The organism is Pseudomonas fluorescens, assembly GCF_040448305.1.
Classification (GTDB): Bacteria; Pseudomonadota; Gammaproteobacteria; order Pseudomonadales; family Pseudomonadaceae; genus Aquipseudomonas; species Aquipseudomonas fluorescens_BH.
Genome location: NZ_CP148752.1, coordinates 1,567,675 through 1,584,997, shown reverse-complemented (window position 1 = coordinate 1,584,997; position 17,323 = coordinate 1,567,675). Strand labels below are relative to the sequence as shown.

Annotated in this window: 5 protein-coding genes; 3 read left to right on the top strand and 2 right to left on the bottom strand. The window is 60.2% G+C overall.

Features of this window, described 5'->3' with window-relative positions; all coding sequences use genetic code 11:
• Window positions 1-19: 19 nt before the first annotated feature.
• Entirely contained in the window at window positions 20-2,032 is a 2,013-nt protein-coding gene (locus tag WHX55_RS07150) for a hypothetical protein (protein WP_353742302.1), read from the bottom strand.
• A gap of 320 nt (window positions 2,033-2,352) precedes the next feature.
• Window positions 2,353-11,787 carry a retention module-containing protein gene (locus WHX55_RS07145; protein WP_353742301.1) on the bottom strand — a complete coding sequence of 3,145 codons (9,435 nt, stop codon included), beginning with the start codon at window positions 11,785-11,787 and terminating at the stop codon, window positions 2,353-2,355.
• A gap of 588 nt (window positions 11,788-12,375) precedes the next feature.
• Here WHX55_RS07145 and WHX55_RS07140 point away from each other — a divergent pair.
• The 3 genes from WHX55_RS07140 to WHX55_RS07130 are packed head-to-tail and all read left to right on the top strand — an operon-like array spanning window position 12,376 to window position 17,275.
• Window positions 12,376-13,734: a TolC family outer membrane protein gene (locus WHX55_RS07140; protein WP_353742300.1), complete on the top strand. Its 1,359-nt coding sequence runs from the start codon at window positions 12,376-12,378 to the stop codon at window positions 13,732-13,734.
• A gap of 16 nt (window positions 13,735-13,750) precedes the next feature.
• A complete protein-coding gene (locus WHX55_RS07135; RefSeq protein ID WP_353742299.1) occupies window positions 13,751-15,910 on the top strand; it encodes a type I secretion system permease/ATPase in 2,160 nt (719 codons plus the stop codon).
• Window positions 15,911-15,919: 9 nt separating this feature from the next.
• Window positions 15,920-17,275: an HlyD family type I secretion periplasmic adaptor subunit gene (locus WHX55_RS07130; RefSeq protein WP_150755716.1), complete on the top strand. Its 1,356-nt coding sequence runs from the start codon at window positions 15,920-15,922 to the stop codon at window positions 17,273-17,275.
• The last annotated feature ends 48 nt before the right edge of the window (window positions 17,276-17,323 follow it).

Here is a 17,323-nt window from a genome sequence, read left to right as displayed (position 1 = left end):
GCGCCTGAGCGCCTCCAGATTATTTGGTCAAGGGAGGGGGGAGTTCGCAATACGAGCCATCACCATGGTTCATGGTGACGCGGAACCTTAAAGGATACGAGCGTGTGTAGTATCCGTCCTGAGCTGCCCAACAACTCAGTTCGCACCAACCGTTGAAAATTGTCTCGAAGACAGTATGTTCAAAGAACACACTAAAGCCTGCTGCTGCCTCGTCTGCATTGGGTTCTTTAGATACGCTGTCCCACGCCCCCTCTATCGTATTACCTGGCTTGTTGTTTCCAGCGTCGACTACGTTTTCATATCCCTGGATTACAAATGAAATGTCCTGATTTGCGAATTCTGCATTCGCGGGAAACGTGACCTCGACTGCAACCTTGTTCGTTTTTGGATCACGCACCAAAGAGTCGCAGTACACCGTTGCACCGTCACCGTTCCCAGGATCGCCAGTCACTTTGAAATTGGGTTGAGGCATAAGGATCTCATCGACATAAACATCGACGTGCTGGTCTACTGCAACAGCTTCCGTCTCATTGACACCCGGATGATAAACAGTGTACCCAACACGCATTTGTTTGTTGTTCCCCCCATCAGCAACGAAATTCGGAGGAATATCACCTTCCAAAATTTTATCATCTGTCTCAGTGCCATCCAGCTTCAAGACTGTTGGAACAGGCACACCCTGGTAAAAAATTTGAATCTCATCGTCTTTTTTATGCCCCTTATAAATTAACATGCGTACCTTTGCCCCCAAGACCTTATCGTGCGCATTAAGATAATTCGGCCTAGGGTTTACACCTTTCACATTGACAATATTCAACTTCGGATCTGGAGAACCCGGCAAACCAGGATTATCGGGGTCATCCGGTTGCTCACCAGGTTTATCCAAATGCACTTTCAATATTTTCGAGATTGGCGTTGCAGGGATCAGCTTGTTGCCACGTTGAATCTGGTACTTGTATACAAGATCTTTAAGATCCAGATCCCCGTCATCCAGAAGTTCTCTGTAAGTGATTGGATCAACGAATGGCGGAGCGCTTTCGATATCGATAACCTTTACAGTTTGATTAGCGATCTGTCTCCGTAACTTGTCACCAGCTCTCCAGTTCCGAAACTCATGTTTGCCATGTACAGGTACTTGCGTATCCCGGAACAAAATTACCCGATCAGTCACATCACCATTTTCCAGCACGATATCCAGTGTCATATCCTTGGGCATGGGAATCATTGAAATGGGAACTGTAACGGGTGGCGATGCCAAGCTTCGATTGCCTTTACGATCCGTTACGAATGCGAACAAATCGATTGTTCCTTCGTCTATCGTAATCAATGCCCTTGTAAGTTTTTTGGTTTCCAGTGCTTGTCTGGGCGAAACGAGTTTCACGGTTTCAATAAGCGTCGAATCAGCAGTAGGTTGCCCGTTCTGATCTATCTCTCCCATCCAGAATTCAAACAAGTCATCTGTCCTGGCGCCGGTATATGTATCCTTGTAACTCAATAATGCATGGGGCGAGACGTCCTCAAAATACTCATGGGTAAACCCGTCGTTTTTAATTTCATCCGGATAGGTGACCGCCTCACTCAGTGTGGGCGCTTCTTTATCGACATGAATGGTTATCGGATTAGAATCCTTGCCGTTCAAGCCAAACTTCACCCTGTATTTAACCTCGTGAGGTCCCGGTACGTCTGTCTTGTCTGCTGGAATCACCAGCCTTTTATCATCTGCCCAGTTGGCCGCCAAAGGAGTGCGGCCCTCGACTATGTTCCCTGTCAGGGCGCCATCCCACCTTGCTTGTACTTGCACCAGAGTGTTGTTCGGAATGTCGCCAGCGGCCAGGTTCGCAAAGGTCAGACTCACCGGGAGGCCTTGGTCATCGGTATGGACCTGATTACCCGGGTCATCATCTGTCGGCCCCAGCAACAAAGGTGATTCCACTCCGGGTGGATCGTAATCTGCCGGCCCAGGGACGCGAGGCTTTTTCCTGCTGCGCAGTGAACTGGTTTTCAGCGTGTTGGTTTTTTCAACAATGGTCATTTCGCAGTTCCTTCCAGTAATCGGACGTTCTGCCCACGTGTCGACTCACGCCCCATCCACGAAGACTTGGCGCCTGTATGACAAACCCGGTATGCGCGTGCCAAAGCAGGGCATCGAGATGCTCTGGCACACATGAGTGTTTAAGGAATGCTCACCTGTTTACTCATGGGGCGAGACTTGATTTAAAGGCAGCGAAGAAGGACTGGCTACTGTCAGAAATTACAGTTCTCTCTACCATTGGTCGGACTTTCACTTCTGTCGCAGACAAAAAACCCGCCATCCCTTCACAGGGATGGCGGGTTTTTTAGTGGGTTTTCAGGTCACACGGTATCCACCGTCAACGAATGATCGTTGAGCATGCCGTTGATGATGGTCGCCGTGTCGTGCCCGCCCGCGATCACTCCACCCGCCCCGGGTGTTACACCGTAGTGGCTGGCCAGGTCGACGCCGGCCAGGTCGATGGTCTGGTTCGGCGCGGCGCCGGCCATGGCGCTGACGTCGATGCTGGTCACCGTCGACGGCCCGCTGCCGGTGACGGTGAAGTGCAGGTAGTCATCCAGTGAAGCCGTGGTGCCGCTCTCCCCTTGCAGCAGTTGCGACAGGTCGAGCTTGTCGGTGCCGGGCGTGAAGTCGGTGATCACGTCATGGCCACTGTTGCCCTTGAGCCACTGGAAGGTATCGGCCCCGGTTCCGCCGGTCAGGGTGTTGTTGCCCAGGCCGCCGATCAGCCAGTCATCGCCGCCCCCGCCGTTGAGAATGTCGTTGCCCAGGCCGCCGTTGATCACGTTGTTGGTGTTGTTTCCGATCAGGGTGTCGTTGAAGTTCGAGCCGGTTAGGTTTTCGATGCCGGTCAGGGTGTCCGAGCCCGCGCCCAGGGTGTTCTGCGCAGCGAGCAGACTGAGGTCGACCGTCACTCCGGCGCTGGCGTGGGCGTAACTGGCCGTGTCGATGCCCGTGCCGCCATCGAGGATGTCATTGCCCTGGCCGCTGAAGAGCAAATCATTGCCGGCGCCGCCGTGCATCTCGTTGTTGCCGGAGCCGGCAGTGAGCACATCGTTGCCGTCACCGGCATTGATGATGTTGTTGCCCGTGCCCGCCACCAGCACGTCATCCCCGCTGGTGCCGGTGAGGGTGTGGCCGTCCTGATAGCTGATGGTCAGGTTGGCCGAGTCGCTGCCGCCATGGTTGTCGTTGGCGGTGTAGGTGCCGTGGTAGTCGGTGGTGACGTCCTGTGCCCCGGCGTAGTTCACGGTCATGGTCAGCTGATAGTCTTCCGCCGCATTCGAATTGCCGTTACCGGGGTTGGTGATGTTGGTCAGGTGGATCTGGTAGGTGCCATCCGCGCTTGCGGTGATGGTACCGCCATCGGCGATGCTGACGAACGCCCCACCGTTGAGCGAATACTCCATCGTGACGTGCCCGGCATCCAGGTTGTGATCGAGGTTGAGCGTCTCACCTTGTTTCAGCTTGACCGTGATGAGGTCTTCATTGTTGCCATTGGAGTTGTTCGCTGAACCGAGATAGCCACTGACCACCAGCAGCGCCGTCATGGTTGCCGTGTTGGCCGCAAAGGCATTGCGCACGTCGGCCAGACTCTGGTTGGCGGGATTGTTGTTGGTGCCGGTGAAGCTGATCGCGCCGGTGCCGGTGAAGTCCGCGCCCTTGGCTATCCAGCCGGTGTTGAAGGAAGTCGGGGTCGCCGAGAGTTGATCGCCGTTGGGGTCGGTGTCGTTGGCCAGCAACAGTTCGCCTGGCACCACAACGGTGCCCGAGAGCACGTTGGTGATGACGTTATCATCGGCCGCCACTGGCGGTGCGTTCGGTATGACTTTGACCGTCAGGGTGGCGCTGGCCAGGTCGCCGTCGTTATCGCTGGCGGTGAAGCCGATGGTTTCGGTGATCAACACCGACGTGGTTTTCTGCGAAATGTAGGCGTATTCACCGGTGTCGAGATTGATCTGCAAGGTACCGCTGTTGTTGGTGGCAATGTTCAACGTGTTGTCCACGGTGTTGAACGTGCCGTGGTTGAGCCCACCGCTGAAGCTCAGCGAGCCCTGATTGCTGTTGCCGCTCGGATCGTAGGTGTACGTGGTGCCGTCCACCGTGATGGTTTTGATGAAGCCGCCATCGGCGCCGAATGTGCAGCCCTCGCCCAGCAGCGAACCGGTGACCGGTGCGCCGATCACCGTGCCGGACAGTACCGAGTTGAGCTGGCTGAGGTCGGTCACCACCACCGCATTGGTGTCGGTGTGGCTGCTGCCGTCATAGGCCAGTGGATTGAGGTTGGCGTTGCTCACGCCACTGCCCAGGCCGATCGCGTAGTTCTTGATGTTGTTGGCATCGAGGAAGGCTTTCAACGCGGTCTCGTCGGCGGTGCCGATTTCCTGGCCGGTGGTGGGCTTGCCGTCGGAGAAGAAGTAGCCGACGTTTTGCGCACCGGTCAGTTTGCCCGAGGTGTTGAACGCGGTCTGCATGGTCGCCACGCCCGCGTCGTAGTTGGTGCCACCGTCCGCGGTGAGGCCGGCCAGCAGTGTCTTGGCGGTCGCGACATCGACCCACACCGAGGTCATGTCGGTGGCGCTGCTGCTGAAGGTGACGAGCTGCACTTTCACATCGCCGAGGTCGTCGTATTTATCCAGCAAAGCACTGATGGCCTGCTTGGCCAGATCCAGCCGCGACAGCCCCGACACGCCGGAAGGGTCGTCCATGCTGCCGGAGACGTCGAGCACGATCAGCAGGTTGGAATCGATCTCCACCGCCGCCACCGAGCGATCCGTTGCCACCGCCTTGGGCACGTCATCGACAATGTTGACCACGATAGTGCTGGTGCTGCTGTTGCCTAATGCATCGGTGGCTTTGTAGGTGAAGCTTTCACTCAGGCTGTTCGGCCCGTCGTTGGCATTCGGCGAGGTTTTCGGTGCCGAGGTGAGGGTGTAGGTGTAGCTGCCGTCGGAGTTGAGCAGGATCTGCCCGTAGGTGCCGGTGGCGCTGCCGACCAGGGTGTAGGTGAGCGCGCCGCTGCCACCCGAGACCGAACCGACCAGGGTCCCGGACGCAGTTTCGCCAGTGTTGCCCGGGTCGCTGCCGGTGACCGTAGCGGCGGCCAGGTCCTGCCCTTCCTGGCTCAGGTCGAGGGCTTTTTCGTAGACCGTCACGTCGCTGTCGGGGTTGGCCTTGATGATGCTGTTGGCGACGTCGATGGTGATGGTGGTGGTGCTTTCATCGCCATCGGAATCACGCACGGTATAGGTGAACGTATCGGTGGCCCCCGCATCGCCGAGCGAATTCTGGTTGCTGTGATACACCGCGTTGCCGTTGGCATCGAGGGTCAGGTAGCCATAGGTGCCGTTGATCGGGTTGCCCAGCCCGCCGATGGCCGACGTCGAGGTATTGCTGCCGGCGCGTACGCCGACCACCGTCGCCGGACCATCGGCGCCGCTGATGTCGTTGCCCAGCACACTGATGTTGACGGTGCCGCCCTCCACTACCGACGACGAGTCAGGTCTGGCGCTCGGCAGGTCATCGACGATGTTGACGTTGATCTGCCCGGTCTCGCTGTCGCCGTCCGTATCGGTGGCCACGACGTTGAAGTTCTCGGTGAGGCTGTTGGTGCCGTTGGCCGTTGTGTGGGCTTCGTTATCGTTCAAGGTGTAGCTGTAGCTCACGACACCGGTCGCCGAGCTGAACCCGGTGATGGTCAGGGTGCTGCCCAGTGGCGTGACGGCGGTTTGCGGGAAGCCGGCGACCACGCCACCGCTGACGACAGTGATGCCGCCCACGGTCAGGGTCTGCAGGCCGTCGAGGGCGCTCACGGTGAACGTCCCGGTCCGGGTCAGGGCCGACGTGTCGGGGCTGCTGCCGTCGCTGAGATTTTTCTCGTAGACCTTCAGCTCACCGCCATACACGTCGAGGCCGTCGAGGGTTACGCGATCGTCGTTGTTGTAGACGTTCAGCATCAGGTTCGCGGTGCTGGTGTCACCGTCCGAGTCGGTGATGGTGTAGGTGAAGGATTCGCTGCCGTCGCCGCCGCCGTGCAGGACTTTGAAGTCGGCATCGCTGGGGTTCAGGGTGTAGGTGTAAGTGCCGTTGGCATTGAGCACCAGGGTGCCATAGGTACCGGTGAAGGTGCCGGGGGTGATCGGTCCGGCGTTTTCCCCGACCGTTACCCGATCCGCGCCTTGCACGTCGTTGCTCAGCACGTTGCCGCTCAACGTCAGCTGGGTTTCCGAAGCGGTATTGGCGTTGCTGTCGTACACGCCTTTTGGCAGGTCGTCGACGATGTTGACGTCGAGCGAACCGGTGGCGGTAGTGCCGTTGTCGTCGACCACGGTCACGGCGAACTGCTCAGGCAGGGTGTTGGTGCCGTTGGCCGTTGGGTGGGCTTCGTTATCGTTGAGGGTGTAGCTGTAGCTCACGACACCGGTCGCCGAGCTGAACCCGGTGATGGTCAGGGTACTGCCCAACGGGGTGGTGAGCGATTGCGGGAAACTGGCGGCCACGCCAGCGGTGACCACGGCGATGCCGCCGACGGTCAGGGTCGTTACGCCGTCGAGAGCGGTGACGGTGAAGGTGCCGCTTTGGGTCAGCTCCGTGGAGTCCGGTGCGCTGCCGTCGCTGAGATTTTTCTCATAGACCTTCAGCTCACCGCCATACACGTCAAGGCCGTCGAGGGTTACGCGATCGTCGTTGTTGTAGACGTTCAGCACCAGGTTGGCAGTGCTGCTGTCGCCGTCCGAGTCGGTGAGGGTGTAGGTGAAGGATTCGCTGCCGTCGCCACCGCCGTGCAGGGCTTTGAAATCAGCATCGCTGGTGTTTAGCGTGTAGGTGTAAGTGCCGTTGGCATTCAGCACCAGGGTGCCGTAAGTGCCGGTGAAGGTCCCGGGAGTGATCGGTCCGGTGTTTTCACCGACCGTCACCCGGTCGGCGCCTTGCACGTCGTTGCTCAGCACGTTGCCATTGAGGGTCAGCAGGGTTTCCGAGGCCGTTGAAGCATTGCTGTCGTACACGCCTTTTGGCAGGTCGTCGACGATGTTGACATCGAGTGAACCGGTCGCGGTGGTGCCGTTGTCATCGACCACGGTCACGGCGAACTGTTCGGGCAAGATGTTGGCGTCATTCGCGGTCGGGTGCGCTTCGTTATCGTTGAGGGTGTAGCTGTAGCTCACAACACCGGTCGCGGCATTGAACCCGGTGATGGTCAGGGTGCTGCCCAACGGTGTGGTGATCGATTGCGGGAAGCTGGCGGCCACGCCAGCGGTGACCACGGCGATGCCGCCGACGGTCAGGGTCGTGACACCGTCGAGGGCGGTGACGGTGAAGGTGCCGTTCCGGGTCAGCGCCGTGGAGTCCGGTGCGCTGCCGTCGTTGAGGTTTTTCTCGTAGACCGTCAGCTCACCGCCATACACGTCGAGGCCTTCGAGGGTTACGCGATCGTCGTTGTTGTAGACGTTCAGCACCAGGTTCGCGGTGCTGCTGTCACCGTCCGAGTCGGTGAGGGTGTAGGTGAAGGTTTCGCTGCCGTCGCCACCTCCGTGCAGGGCTATGAAATCAGCATCGCTGGTGTTCAGGGTGTAGGTGTAAGTGCCGTTGGCATTCAGCACCAGGGTGCCATAGGTACCGGTGAAGGTCCCGGGAGTGATCGGGCCGGTGTTTTCACCGACCAGCACCCGGTCGGCGCCTTGCACGTCATTGCTCAGCACATTGCCGTTGAGGGTCAGCAGGGATTCCGAGGCCGTTGAAGCATTGCTGTCGTACACGCCTTTTGGCAGGTCGTCGACGATATTGACGTTGATCTGCCTGGTCGCACTGTCGCCATCCGTATCGGTGGCCACGACGTTGAAGTTCTCGGTCAGGCTGTTGGCGCCGTTGGCCGCCGGATGGGCTTCGTTATCGTTCAGGGTGTAGCTGTAGCTGATCACCCCGGTAGCGGCGTTGAATCCGGTGATGGTCAGGGTGCTGCCCAGTGGCGTGACGGCCGTTTGCGGGAAGCCGGCGACCACACCACCGCTCACGACAGTGATGCCGCCTACCGTCAGGGTTTGCAGGCCATCGAGGGCAGTGACGGTGAAGGTGCCGCTTTGGGTCAGGGCCGGCGTGTTGGGGCTGCTGCCGTCACTGAGGTTTTTCTCGTAGACCGTCAGCTCACCGCCATACACGTCGAGGCCACTGAGGGTTACCTGGTTGTCGTTGTTGTAGACGTTGAGCACCAGGTTGGCGGTGCTGCTGTCGCCGTCCGAGTCGGTGAGGGTGTAGGTGAAGGTTTCGCTGCCGTCGCCACCGCCGTGCAGGGCTTTGAAATCGGCATCGCTGGGGTTCAGGGTGTAGGTGTAGGTGCCGTTGGCATTCAGCACCAGTGTGCCGTAAGTCCCGGTGAAAGTGCCTGGGGTAATCGGGCCGGTGTTTTCACCGACCGTCACGCGGTCGGCGCCTTGCACGTCGTTGCTCAGCACATTGCCGTTGAGGGTCAGCAGGGTTTCCGAGGCGGTACTGGTGTTGCTGTCGTCCACGCCATTGGGCAGGTCGTCGACGATGTTCACGTCCAGCGAACCAGTCGCGGTGGTGCCGTTGTCATCGACCACGGTCACGGCGAACTGCTCAGGCAGGGTGTTGGTGCCGTTGGCCGTTGGGTGGGCTTCGTTATCGTTGAGGGTGTAGCTGTAGCTCACGACACCGGTCGCCGAGCTGAACCCGGTGATGGTCAGGGTGCTGCCCAACGGTGTGGTGATCGATTGCGGGAAGCCGGCGGCCACGCCACCGGTGACCACGGCGATGCCGCCGACGGTCAGGGTCGTAACACCGTCGAGGGCGGTGATGGTGAAGGTGCCGTTCCGGGTCAGCGCCGTGGCATCCGGTGCGCTGCCGTCGCTGAGGTTTTTCTCGAAAACGGTGAGCTCGCCACCCTGAGCGTTCAAACCGCCAATCGTGATCGAGTCATCGTTGTTGTGGATCTGCAGCTCCAGGTTCGCGGTGCTGCTGTCGCCGTCCGAATCGGTGATGGTGTAGGTAAAGGATTCGCTGCCATTGCCACCGCCGTGCAGGGCTATGAAATCGGCATCGCTGGTGTTCAGCGTGTAGGTGTAGGTGCCGTTGGCATTGAGCACCAGGGTGCCGTAAGTGCCGGTGAAGGTCCCGGGGGTGATCGGTCCGGCATTTTCCCCGACCGTTACCTGGTCGGCGCCTTGCACGTCATTGCTCAGCACGTTGCCGTTGAGGGTCAGCAGGGTTTCCGAGGCGGTACTGGTGTTGCTGTCGTCCACGCCATTGGGCAGGTCGTCGACGATATTCACGTCGAGGCTGCCCGTGGCGGTGGTGCCGTTGTCGTCGACCACGGTCACGGCGAACTGCTCAGGTAAAGTGTTGGCGTCGTTGGCCGTCGGGTGGGCTTCGTTATCGTTGAGGGTGTAGCTGTAGCTGATCACCCCGGTCGCCGCGTTGAACCCGGTGATGGTCAGGGTGCTGCCCAACGGGGTGGTAATCGATTGCGGGAAGCCGGCGGCCACGCCGCCGGTGACCACGGCGATACCGCCGACGGTCAGGGTCGTGACACCGTCCAGCGCGGTGACGGTGAAGGTGCCGTTCTGGGTCAACGCCGTGGCATCCGGTGCGCTGCCGTCGCTGAGGTTTTTCTCGAAAACGGTGAGCTCGCCACCCTGAGCGTTCAAACCGCCAATCGTGATCGAGTCATCGTTGTTGTGGATCTGCAGCTCCAGGTTCGCGGTGCTGCTGTCGCCGTCCGAATCGGTGATGGTGTAGGTAAAGGATTCGCTGCCATTGCCACCGCCGTGCAGGGCTATGAAATCGGCATCGCTGGTGTTCAGCGTGTAGGTGTAGGTGCCGTTGGCATTGAGCACCAGGGTGCCGTAAGTGCCGGTGAAAGTGCCGGGGGTGATCGGGCCGGCGTTTTCTCCGACCGGCAAGCGGTCGGCGCCTTGCACATCGTTGCTCAGCACATTGCCGTTGAGGGTCAACAGGGTTTCCGAAGCGGTATTGGCGTTGCTGTCGTCCACGCCATTGGGCAGCTCGTCGACGATGTTCACGTCCAGTGAACCGGTGGCAGTGGTGCCGTTGTCGTCGACCACGGTCACAGCGAACTGCTCAGGCAAAGTGTTGGCGTCGTTGGCCGTCGGATGGGCTTCGTTATCGTTGAGGGTGTAGCTGTAGCTGATCACCCCGGTCGCCGCGTTGAACCCGGTGATGGTCAGGGTGCTGCCCAACGGGGTGGTGATCGATTGCGGGAAGCCGGCGGCCACGCCACCGGTGACCACGGCGATACCGCCGACGGTCAGGGTCGTAACACCGTCGAGGGCGGTGACGGTGAAGGTGCCGTTCTGGGTCAACGCCGTGGCATCCGGTGCGCTGCCGTCGCTGAGGTTTTTCTCGAAGACGGTCAACTCGCCACCCTGAGCGTTCAAACCGTCAATCGTGTCCGGGTCATCGTTGTTGTGAATCTGCAGCACCAGGTTCGCGGTGCTGCTGTCGCCATCGGCGTCTGTCAGCGTATAGGTGAAGGTTTCAGTGCCGTCGCCACCACCGTGCAACGCCTTGAAGTCGGCATCGCTGGTGTTCAGCGTGTAGGTGTAAGTGCCGTTGGCGTTGAGCACCAGGGTGCCGTAAGTGCCGGTGAAGGTGCCCGGGGTGATCGGGCCGGTGTTTTCGCCGAGCGTCACGCGGTCGGCGCCTTGCACGTCGTTGCTCAGTACGTTGCCGTTGAGGGTCAGCAGGGTTTCCGAGGCGGTGCCATTGTTGTCATCGACTGCTTTGGGCACGTCGTCGATGATGCTGATATCCAGCGTACCGGTAGCGCTGTCGCCATTGCTGTCGATGGCCACCACGGTGACGTGTTCGGCAAGACTGTTGGCCCCCTCGCCGCTTGCGTGGGATTCGGCACGGATGAGGGTGTAGCTGTAACTGACCACGCCCGTGGCCGGGTTGTAACTGGTGACGGTCAGCGTGCTGCCCAGCGGGGAGGTGATCAACTGCGGGAAACCTGCCGCCACGCCGCCACTGATCAAGTTGATCTCGCCGATGCTGAGGCTGGTCAGCCCGTCGGGCGCATTGATGGTGAAGGTGCCGCTTCGCGTCAGCGAGCCTTCGCTCCTCGCCGAACCGTCGGCCAGGTTGGCTTCGTTGACGGTCCGCTCGCCGTTCTGCTGCGACAGGCCGTCGAAGGTGACCGGATTGTTCGGCACTTGCGGAACCACCGGCGGCACCACAGGGGCATCGGCCGCGACAACGTTGTCCGGATTAACGTTCAGGCGTTCTTCGGGAAGTTCGGGAATACCATTGAACCCTGCAGTGGGGAAGCCGATGATCGGATCGACTCGCCCGCCCACTTCTTCGAGCATGACGAAACTATGGCCACTGCCCTGGACGCCGCCCGGTACACCGGTAGTCGTGTCAGGCCCGGCAGCGGTGGCTTCAGCGGTTTGGGTCGGGTCATCGCCCGCCGCAATGGCTTTTTGCAGCTGTTCGACATCGGTCAGTTGCGCTTCGCTCGGCGTCAGCGCTTCAGGCGAGTTCACATGGGGTATCTGATTGGCGAGCAACTGCGGCGTCATCTGCATGCTGCTGCCGCGCCCGAGGGTCAGTTCCTGGCCATTTTGCAGATGCACCGCCACCGCGCCTTCAGCGCCAGTGCTCAGTTGGTCGCCGGCGAACAGCCGGTCCCCTTCGACCAAAGCACGCCGGCTGCCGTCGCTCGCAACCGCGAACACCTGACCGATGACCTTACTGACGATACCGATGAGCGTAGCCATGTGCACTTCCTCCGCTGCCAACCGCTGTCGGCAGCTTGTTTGTGCGAAGAACGTGCTCATGGCTCAAGCGGGTTGTCTGGCGGATCGTGTTGCGGATGCCGGTTTACTTGAGTAAGCCGTGGCCCCGGCAACGATCTCGCCCAGCCAGTCGCTCACGGCGCTGTTTACGATTTCGGGAAAAACCCTCTGCAATCAATGGCATTGGATCCCTGTACGCAACAACCTTGCCTGTGAGCGGTGCGTAACGATCTTGAATCACTCAAGTGACAAAAAACCGTCACCTTCAGATCGTTCGCGTCCCTCCCCTCCAGCACTTCTCCGCTCTTTGTCGATAAGTGGATTAGAACTTTCCTCAAACCCCGATGAGCGCCCTAGAGCTCATAAAACAAGGGCTTTCGAATTGAACAATGTGCTGGATTTTGCAGAGCGCATAAGTTTTTTTTTGCATACCCGTTATGAAAAAAATTTCTTAGCTACGCTCCAGAATGTTCTTAGCTCTTCTGTTAAAGATGTGAAACAACTTTACCTACAAATATCGTCAAATAATTGGCGACTGATAAGCACCACCAGGAATCAGGGAGATGTACCATGCGCCTATTAACCCCCCTCTGCAGCGCGGTTCTTTTGGCCATGGCCTGCTCGTCCCAGGCTCAGGCCATGACGCTGACCGAGGCAATCCAGAGCACCATCGCGACCCACCCGGAACTGGCATCACGGGTAGACAGCCGCCTGTCGGCGGATGAGGACGTGAAGGTCGCCAAAGGGGGCTTTTATCCATCCGTTGATTTGAACGCGGCCTACGGGCGCGGGTACAGCGATAACACCAATACCCGGGCGTTCGGCAATCACAACACCGAAACCCTCAACTACACCCAGTCGGAACTGCGCCTGCGGCAAATGCTCTTCGACGGGTTCAACACCGCCAATGAAGTCGGGCGCACCCAGGGCGTGGTCAACTCGCGAGCCTATTACGCTCAGGGTACGGCTCAGGATCTGGCCCTGCGCACCACCGAGGTTTACCTCGAAGTCCTCAAGCGCCGCGAACTGGTGACACTGGCCAAGAACAACCTGCAAGCGCACTTGCGGGTCAACGATCAGATCGGCCTGCGCACCCAGCGCGGTGTGGGCAGCAACGCCGATGCCGACCAGTCCTCGGCTCGCCGGGCACTGGCAGAAAACAACCTCGACACCGCCGAAGTCGATCTGGCCGATGCCGAGTCGAGCTTCTACGCCGTTGTGGGGCGCATGCCCGATGAACTCGAAACCCCGCCATCGATTCGCGGTGAAGTCCCCACTTCCCTGCCCGAAGCCCAGCAGAGCATGGTGGAAAACAACCCTTTTCTGAAATCCGCCCAGGCCGACGTGCAATCGGCCGAAAGCCAGTACGAAGTCGCCAAATCGCCGTTCTACCCGCGCCTCGACGCCGAGGCGGCAGTGGGCGCGAACAACAACGTGCAGGGTGACGAAGGCCACGACAACGAATGGCGGGTCGGCGTGATAATGAACTACAACCTGTTCCGCGGCGGCAGCGACAAGGCGCGCCTGGCCTCCGACTCGCACAAGATCAACCAGGCCATGGACATCCGTAACAATGCCCTGCGCCAGCTCAACGAGAACATTCACCTGGCCTGGAACGCCATGGTCAATGCCAAGAAACAAACCCCGACCGCCCGTGAATATGCCGAAACCAGCAAGCGCGTACGCATTGCCTACCAGGACCAGTTCGGCCTCGGTCAACGGACCCTGCTTGACCTGCTCGACAGTGAAAACGAACTCTACAACGCCAACCGTCGCTACACCGAAGTGCGCTACACCGAAGAGTTCTCGATGTACCGTGTCCTGGCGGACATGGGCCAGTTGTTGAGCAAACAACGAGTCGTACTGCCCGCCGACGCGATCGCCCAGACCGAAGTGAAAAACGAAGCTCGTCTGCCTGAAATGAAGTAGGGCCCGGGAGGGTTCAATGACCAGCATGGAACCCGGCAACACCGGTGTCGATCCGCGCCTGAGCTTCGATGACCCGCTTCTGGACGGTCTGTTGATCCTCTGCAAACTCCACGGCGCGGTGGTCAGCCGCGCCAGCCTGAGTGCCGGGCTGCCCATGGCACACCAACGCCTGAGCCTGGACCTGCTGCCCCGTGCAGCGGCCCGGGCCGGTTTGCAGGCGCGTTTGCTGCGCCGTGACCTCAAAGACATCTCCGCGCTCAACCTGCCCGTCCTGCTGTTGCTCAACAACGGCCGCACGGCGGTCCTGCGCCGTTATGGTGAGGACGGCAAGGTGCTGATCCTGCCCAGTGAAGCCGACGGCGGCGAACAATGGCTCAGCCCTGAGGAGCTGGCCGAACACTACAGTGGCCAGGCGTTGTTTGCCCGGCCACGCCACGAACTCGAAGACTTGCGCTCACCGCTGGTGCCTCGGGTCCAGGCCTGGTTTCGCGATACGCTGAAGCTGTCGAAATGGCTCTACAGCGATGCGATCCTGGCGAGTTTCCTGATCAACCTGCTGGGGCTGATGGTGCCGCTGTTCGTGATGCAGACCTACGACCGCGTGGTGCCGAACCAAGCCACCTCAACCTTGTGGGTGCTGGCGATCGGTCTGCTGATCGGCACCGTTTTCGAACTGGTGCTGCGGGTCGTGCGTGCGCACTTGCTGGATACCGCCGGCAAGAAAACCGATGTGATCCTGTCGGCCACCCTGTTCGAGCGCATCACCGGCATGGCGATGAAAGCACGACCGGCGACCATCGGTGGCTTTGCCCAAAGCATTCATGACTTCCAGGGCCTGCGGGAGTTTCTCACCGCCGTGACCCTCACCAGCCTGATCGACTTGCCCTTCTGCCTGCTGATGCTGCTGGTGATCGGCCTGCTCGGTGGCTGGCTGGTGGTGATCCCGGTACTGGCGTTTCCCATCACCATCATCTTCGCCATGGTGATCCAGGTGCGCCTGCGCGACACCGTGCAAAAGAGCCTCAGCCTCGGTGCCGAACGCCAGGCACTGTTGATCGAAACCCTCAGCGGCCTGGAGACCCTCAAGGCCTGCAGCGCCGAAAGCGAACGCCAGCACAAATGGGAAAGCACCCACGGCGCCCTCACCCGCCTCGACAGCCACGCTCGCAACCTCTCGGCCCTGGCCACCAACGGCACGCTGTTCATCCAGCAACTGTCCGGCATGGCAACCATCGTCGCCGGGGTCTACAGCATCATCGCCGGCAACCTCAGCGTCGGCGCGCTGGTGGCCAGCTACATGCTCTGCAGTCGGGTGCTGGCGCCACTGGGACAGATCGCCGGCCTGATCACCCGCTACCAGCAAGCGCAACTGACCATGAAAAGCACCGACGCGTTGATGGGCCTGCCCCAGGAGCGCGATGCCAGACAACGGCCGCTGGAGCGCACCCAACTGCAGGGCGCGCTGGATGTTGTCAACGTGACCTTCCACTACAACGGCCAGAGTTCTCCCGCCCTGGCCAATGCCAGCTTCAGTGTGAAACCCGGTGAGCGGATCGGCATCATCGGCCGCAGCGGCTCAGGCAAAAGCACCCTGGCGCGGCTGGTGATGGGGTTCTATGAACCGGATGAAGGCCAGCTGCTGCTCGATGGCCTGGACCTGCGGCAACTGGACGTCGCCGACCTGCGCCATCAAATCGGCTACGTCGCCCACGACCTGCCGCTGCTGGCCGGCAGCCTGCGCGACAACCTGACCCTCGGCGCGCGCTATATCAGTGACGCACGCATGCTCGAAGTGGCAGAAATGACCGGGGTCACCGAACTGGCCCGGCAACACCCGCAAGGCTTCGACCGGCCCGTGGGCGAACGTGGGCAACTGTTGTCCGGCGGCCAGCGCCAGGCCGTATTGATGGCCCGGGCGATGTTGCTCGACCCGCCGATCATGCTGCTCGACGAGCCCACCAGCGCCATGGACAACAGCAGCGAAGACGTCCTGCGGCAAAAACTTCACGGCTGGGTCCAGGGCAAAACCATCCTGTTGGTGACCCACCGCACCTCGATGCTGAGTCTGGTGGACCGGTTGGTGGTGCTGGACAACGGGCGGATCGTCGCCGACGGTCCGAAAGAGGCGGTCATCGATGCACTGCGCAAGGGCCGTGTCGGCTCTGCGGCCGTCTAGGAGTCGTCCATGTCTGCCGATCAAGGATCCCGTGGCTACTTCGACAGTTTCAACAAAAGTGCCGAAACCGAGTTCATGCCGGAAACAGCCGGCGCCTCCTTGCAGGACTCACCGCGCTGGTCGCGAATCACCGTGTGGCTGGCCGCCGCGCTGGTGGTCAGCGCACTGCTCTGGGCCAAGTTCGCCGTGTTGCAGGAAGTGACCACGGGCGAAGGCAAGGCGATTCCGTCGAGCAAGGTCCAGGTGATCCAGAACCTGGAGGGCGGCATCGTCACTGAAATTTTCGTCCGTGAAGGACAAATGGTGAACAAGGGCGACACCTTGCTGCGCCTGGATGACACCCGCTACCTGTCGAACAAGGGTGAAAGCGAAGCCGATCGCTATGCCTTGACCGCGCAGGTCGAACGGCTTTCGGCCGAAGCCGAAGGCCGGCCGTTCAAGCTGTCGGAAGAAGTGATCGCCAAGGCCCCGCAAGTGGCCGAAGACGAGCGCTCGCTGTACGAGCAACGGCAACGGCGCCTGGCCAGCGAGCAGCGCACCCTGACCGAGCAACTTCGGCAAAAAACCCAGGAGTTGGCAGAGTTCCGTTCGAAACAGGGGCAGTTCAGCTCCAGCCTGGCGTTGCTGCAACAGGAAATGAACATGTCCACGCCGCTGGTGGGCACGGGTGCGGTATCACCGGTGGAAATCCTGCGGCTCAAACGCAGCGCAGTGGAGATTCGCGGCTCATTGAACGCCACCACCCTGGCGATTCCACGGGCGGAATCGGCGATCAACGAGATCAAAAGCAAGATTGATGAATCGGAACAGACCTTCCGCTCGGAAGCCGCCAAAGAGCTGAACGAGAAACGCACCGACCTGTCGAAAATCACGGCCTCTAGCATCGCCATCGACGACCGCGTGACCCGCACCACCGTGGTATCGCCGGTGCACGGCATCATCAAGGTGTTGAAGGTCAACACCATCGGCGGCGTGGTCCAGCCCGGCAGTGACATGGTGGAAATCGTGCCGCTGGAAGACAACCTGCTGATCGAAGCCAAGGTCCGCCCGCAGGACGTTGCATTCCTGCATCCGGGCCAGAAAGCCATGGTCAAGTTCAGTGCCTACGACTACACCATCTACGGCGGCCTGAGCGCCAAACTGGAACTGATCGGCGCCGACACCATCACCGACGACAAAGGCAACAGCTTCTATCTGATACAGGTGCGTACCGACAAAAACCATTTGGGCGGGGATGTGAAGCCGCTGCTGATCATCCCGGGGATGGTGGCGACGGTGGACATTATTACCGGGGAGAAAACGGTACTGGATTACTTGCTTAAACCGGTGTTGAAAGCGCGGACCGAGGCGATGCGGGAAAGGTAGTCATTCTTCGAGGATTGCAGTGACTGAACCGGCCTCTTCGCGGGCAAG

Bases quoted from the DNA above. Each gene is read 5' to 3' on its own strand.
- WHX55_RS07150 (WP_353742302.1), bottom strand. From the start codon at position 2,032: ATGACCATTGTTGAAAAAACCAACACGCTGAAAACCAGTTCACTGCGC.
- WHX55_RS07145 (WP_353742301.1), bottom strand. From the start codon at position 11,787: ATGGCTACGCTCATCGGTATCGTCAGTAAGGTCATCGGTCAGGTGTTC.
- WHX55_RS07140 (WP_353742300.1), top strand. From the start codon at position 12,376: ATGCGCCTATTAACCCCCCTCTGCAGCGCGGTTCTTTTGGCCATGGCC.
- WHX55_RS07135 (WP_353742299.1), top strand. From the start codon at position 13,751: ATGACCAGCATGGAACCCGGCAACACCGGTGTCGATCCGCGCCTGAGC.
- WHX55_RS07130 (WP_150755716.1), top strand. From the start codon at position 15,920: ATGTCTGCCGATCAAGGATCCCGTGGCTACTTCGACAGTTTCAACAAA.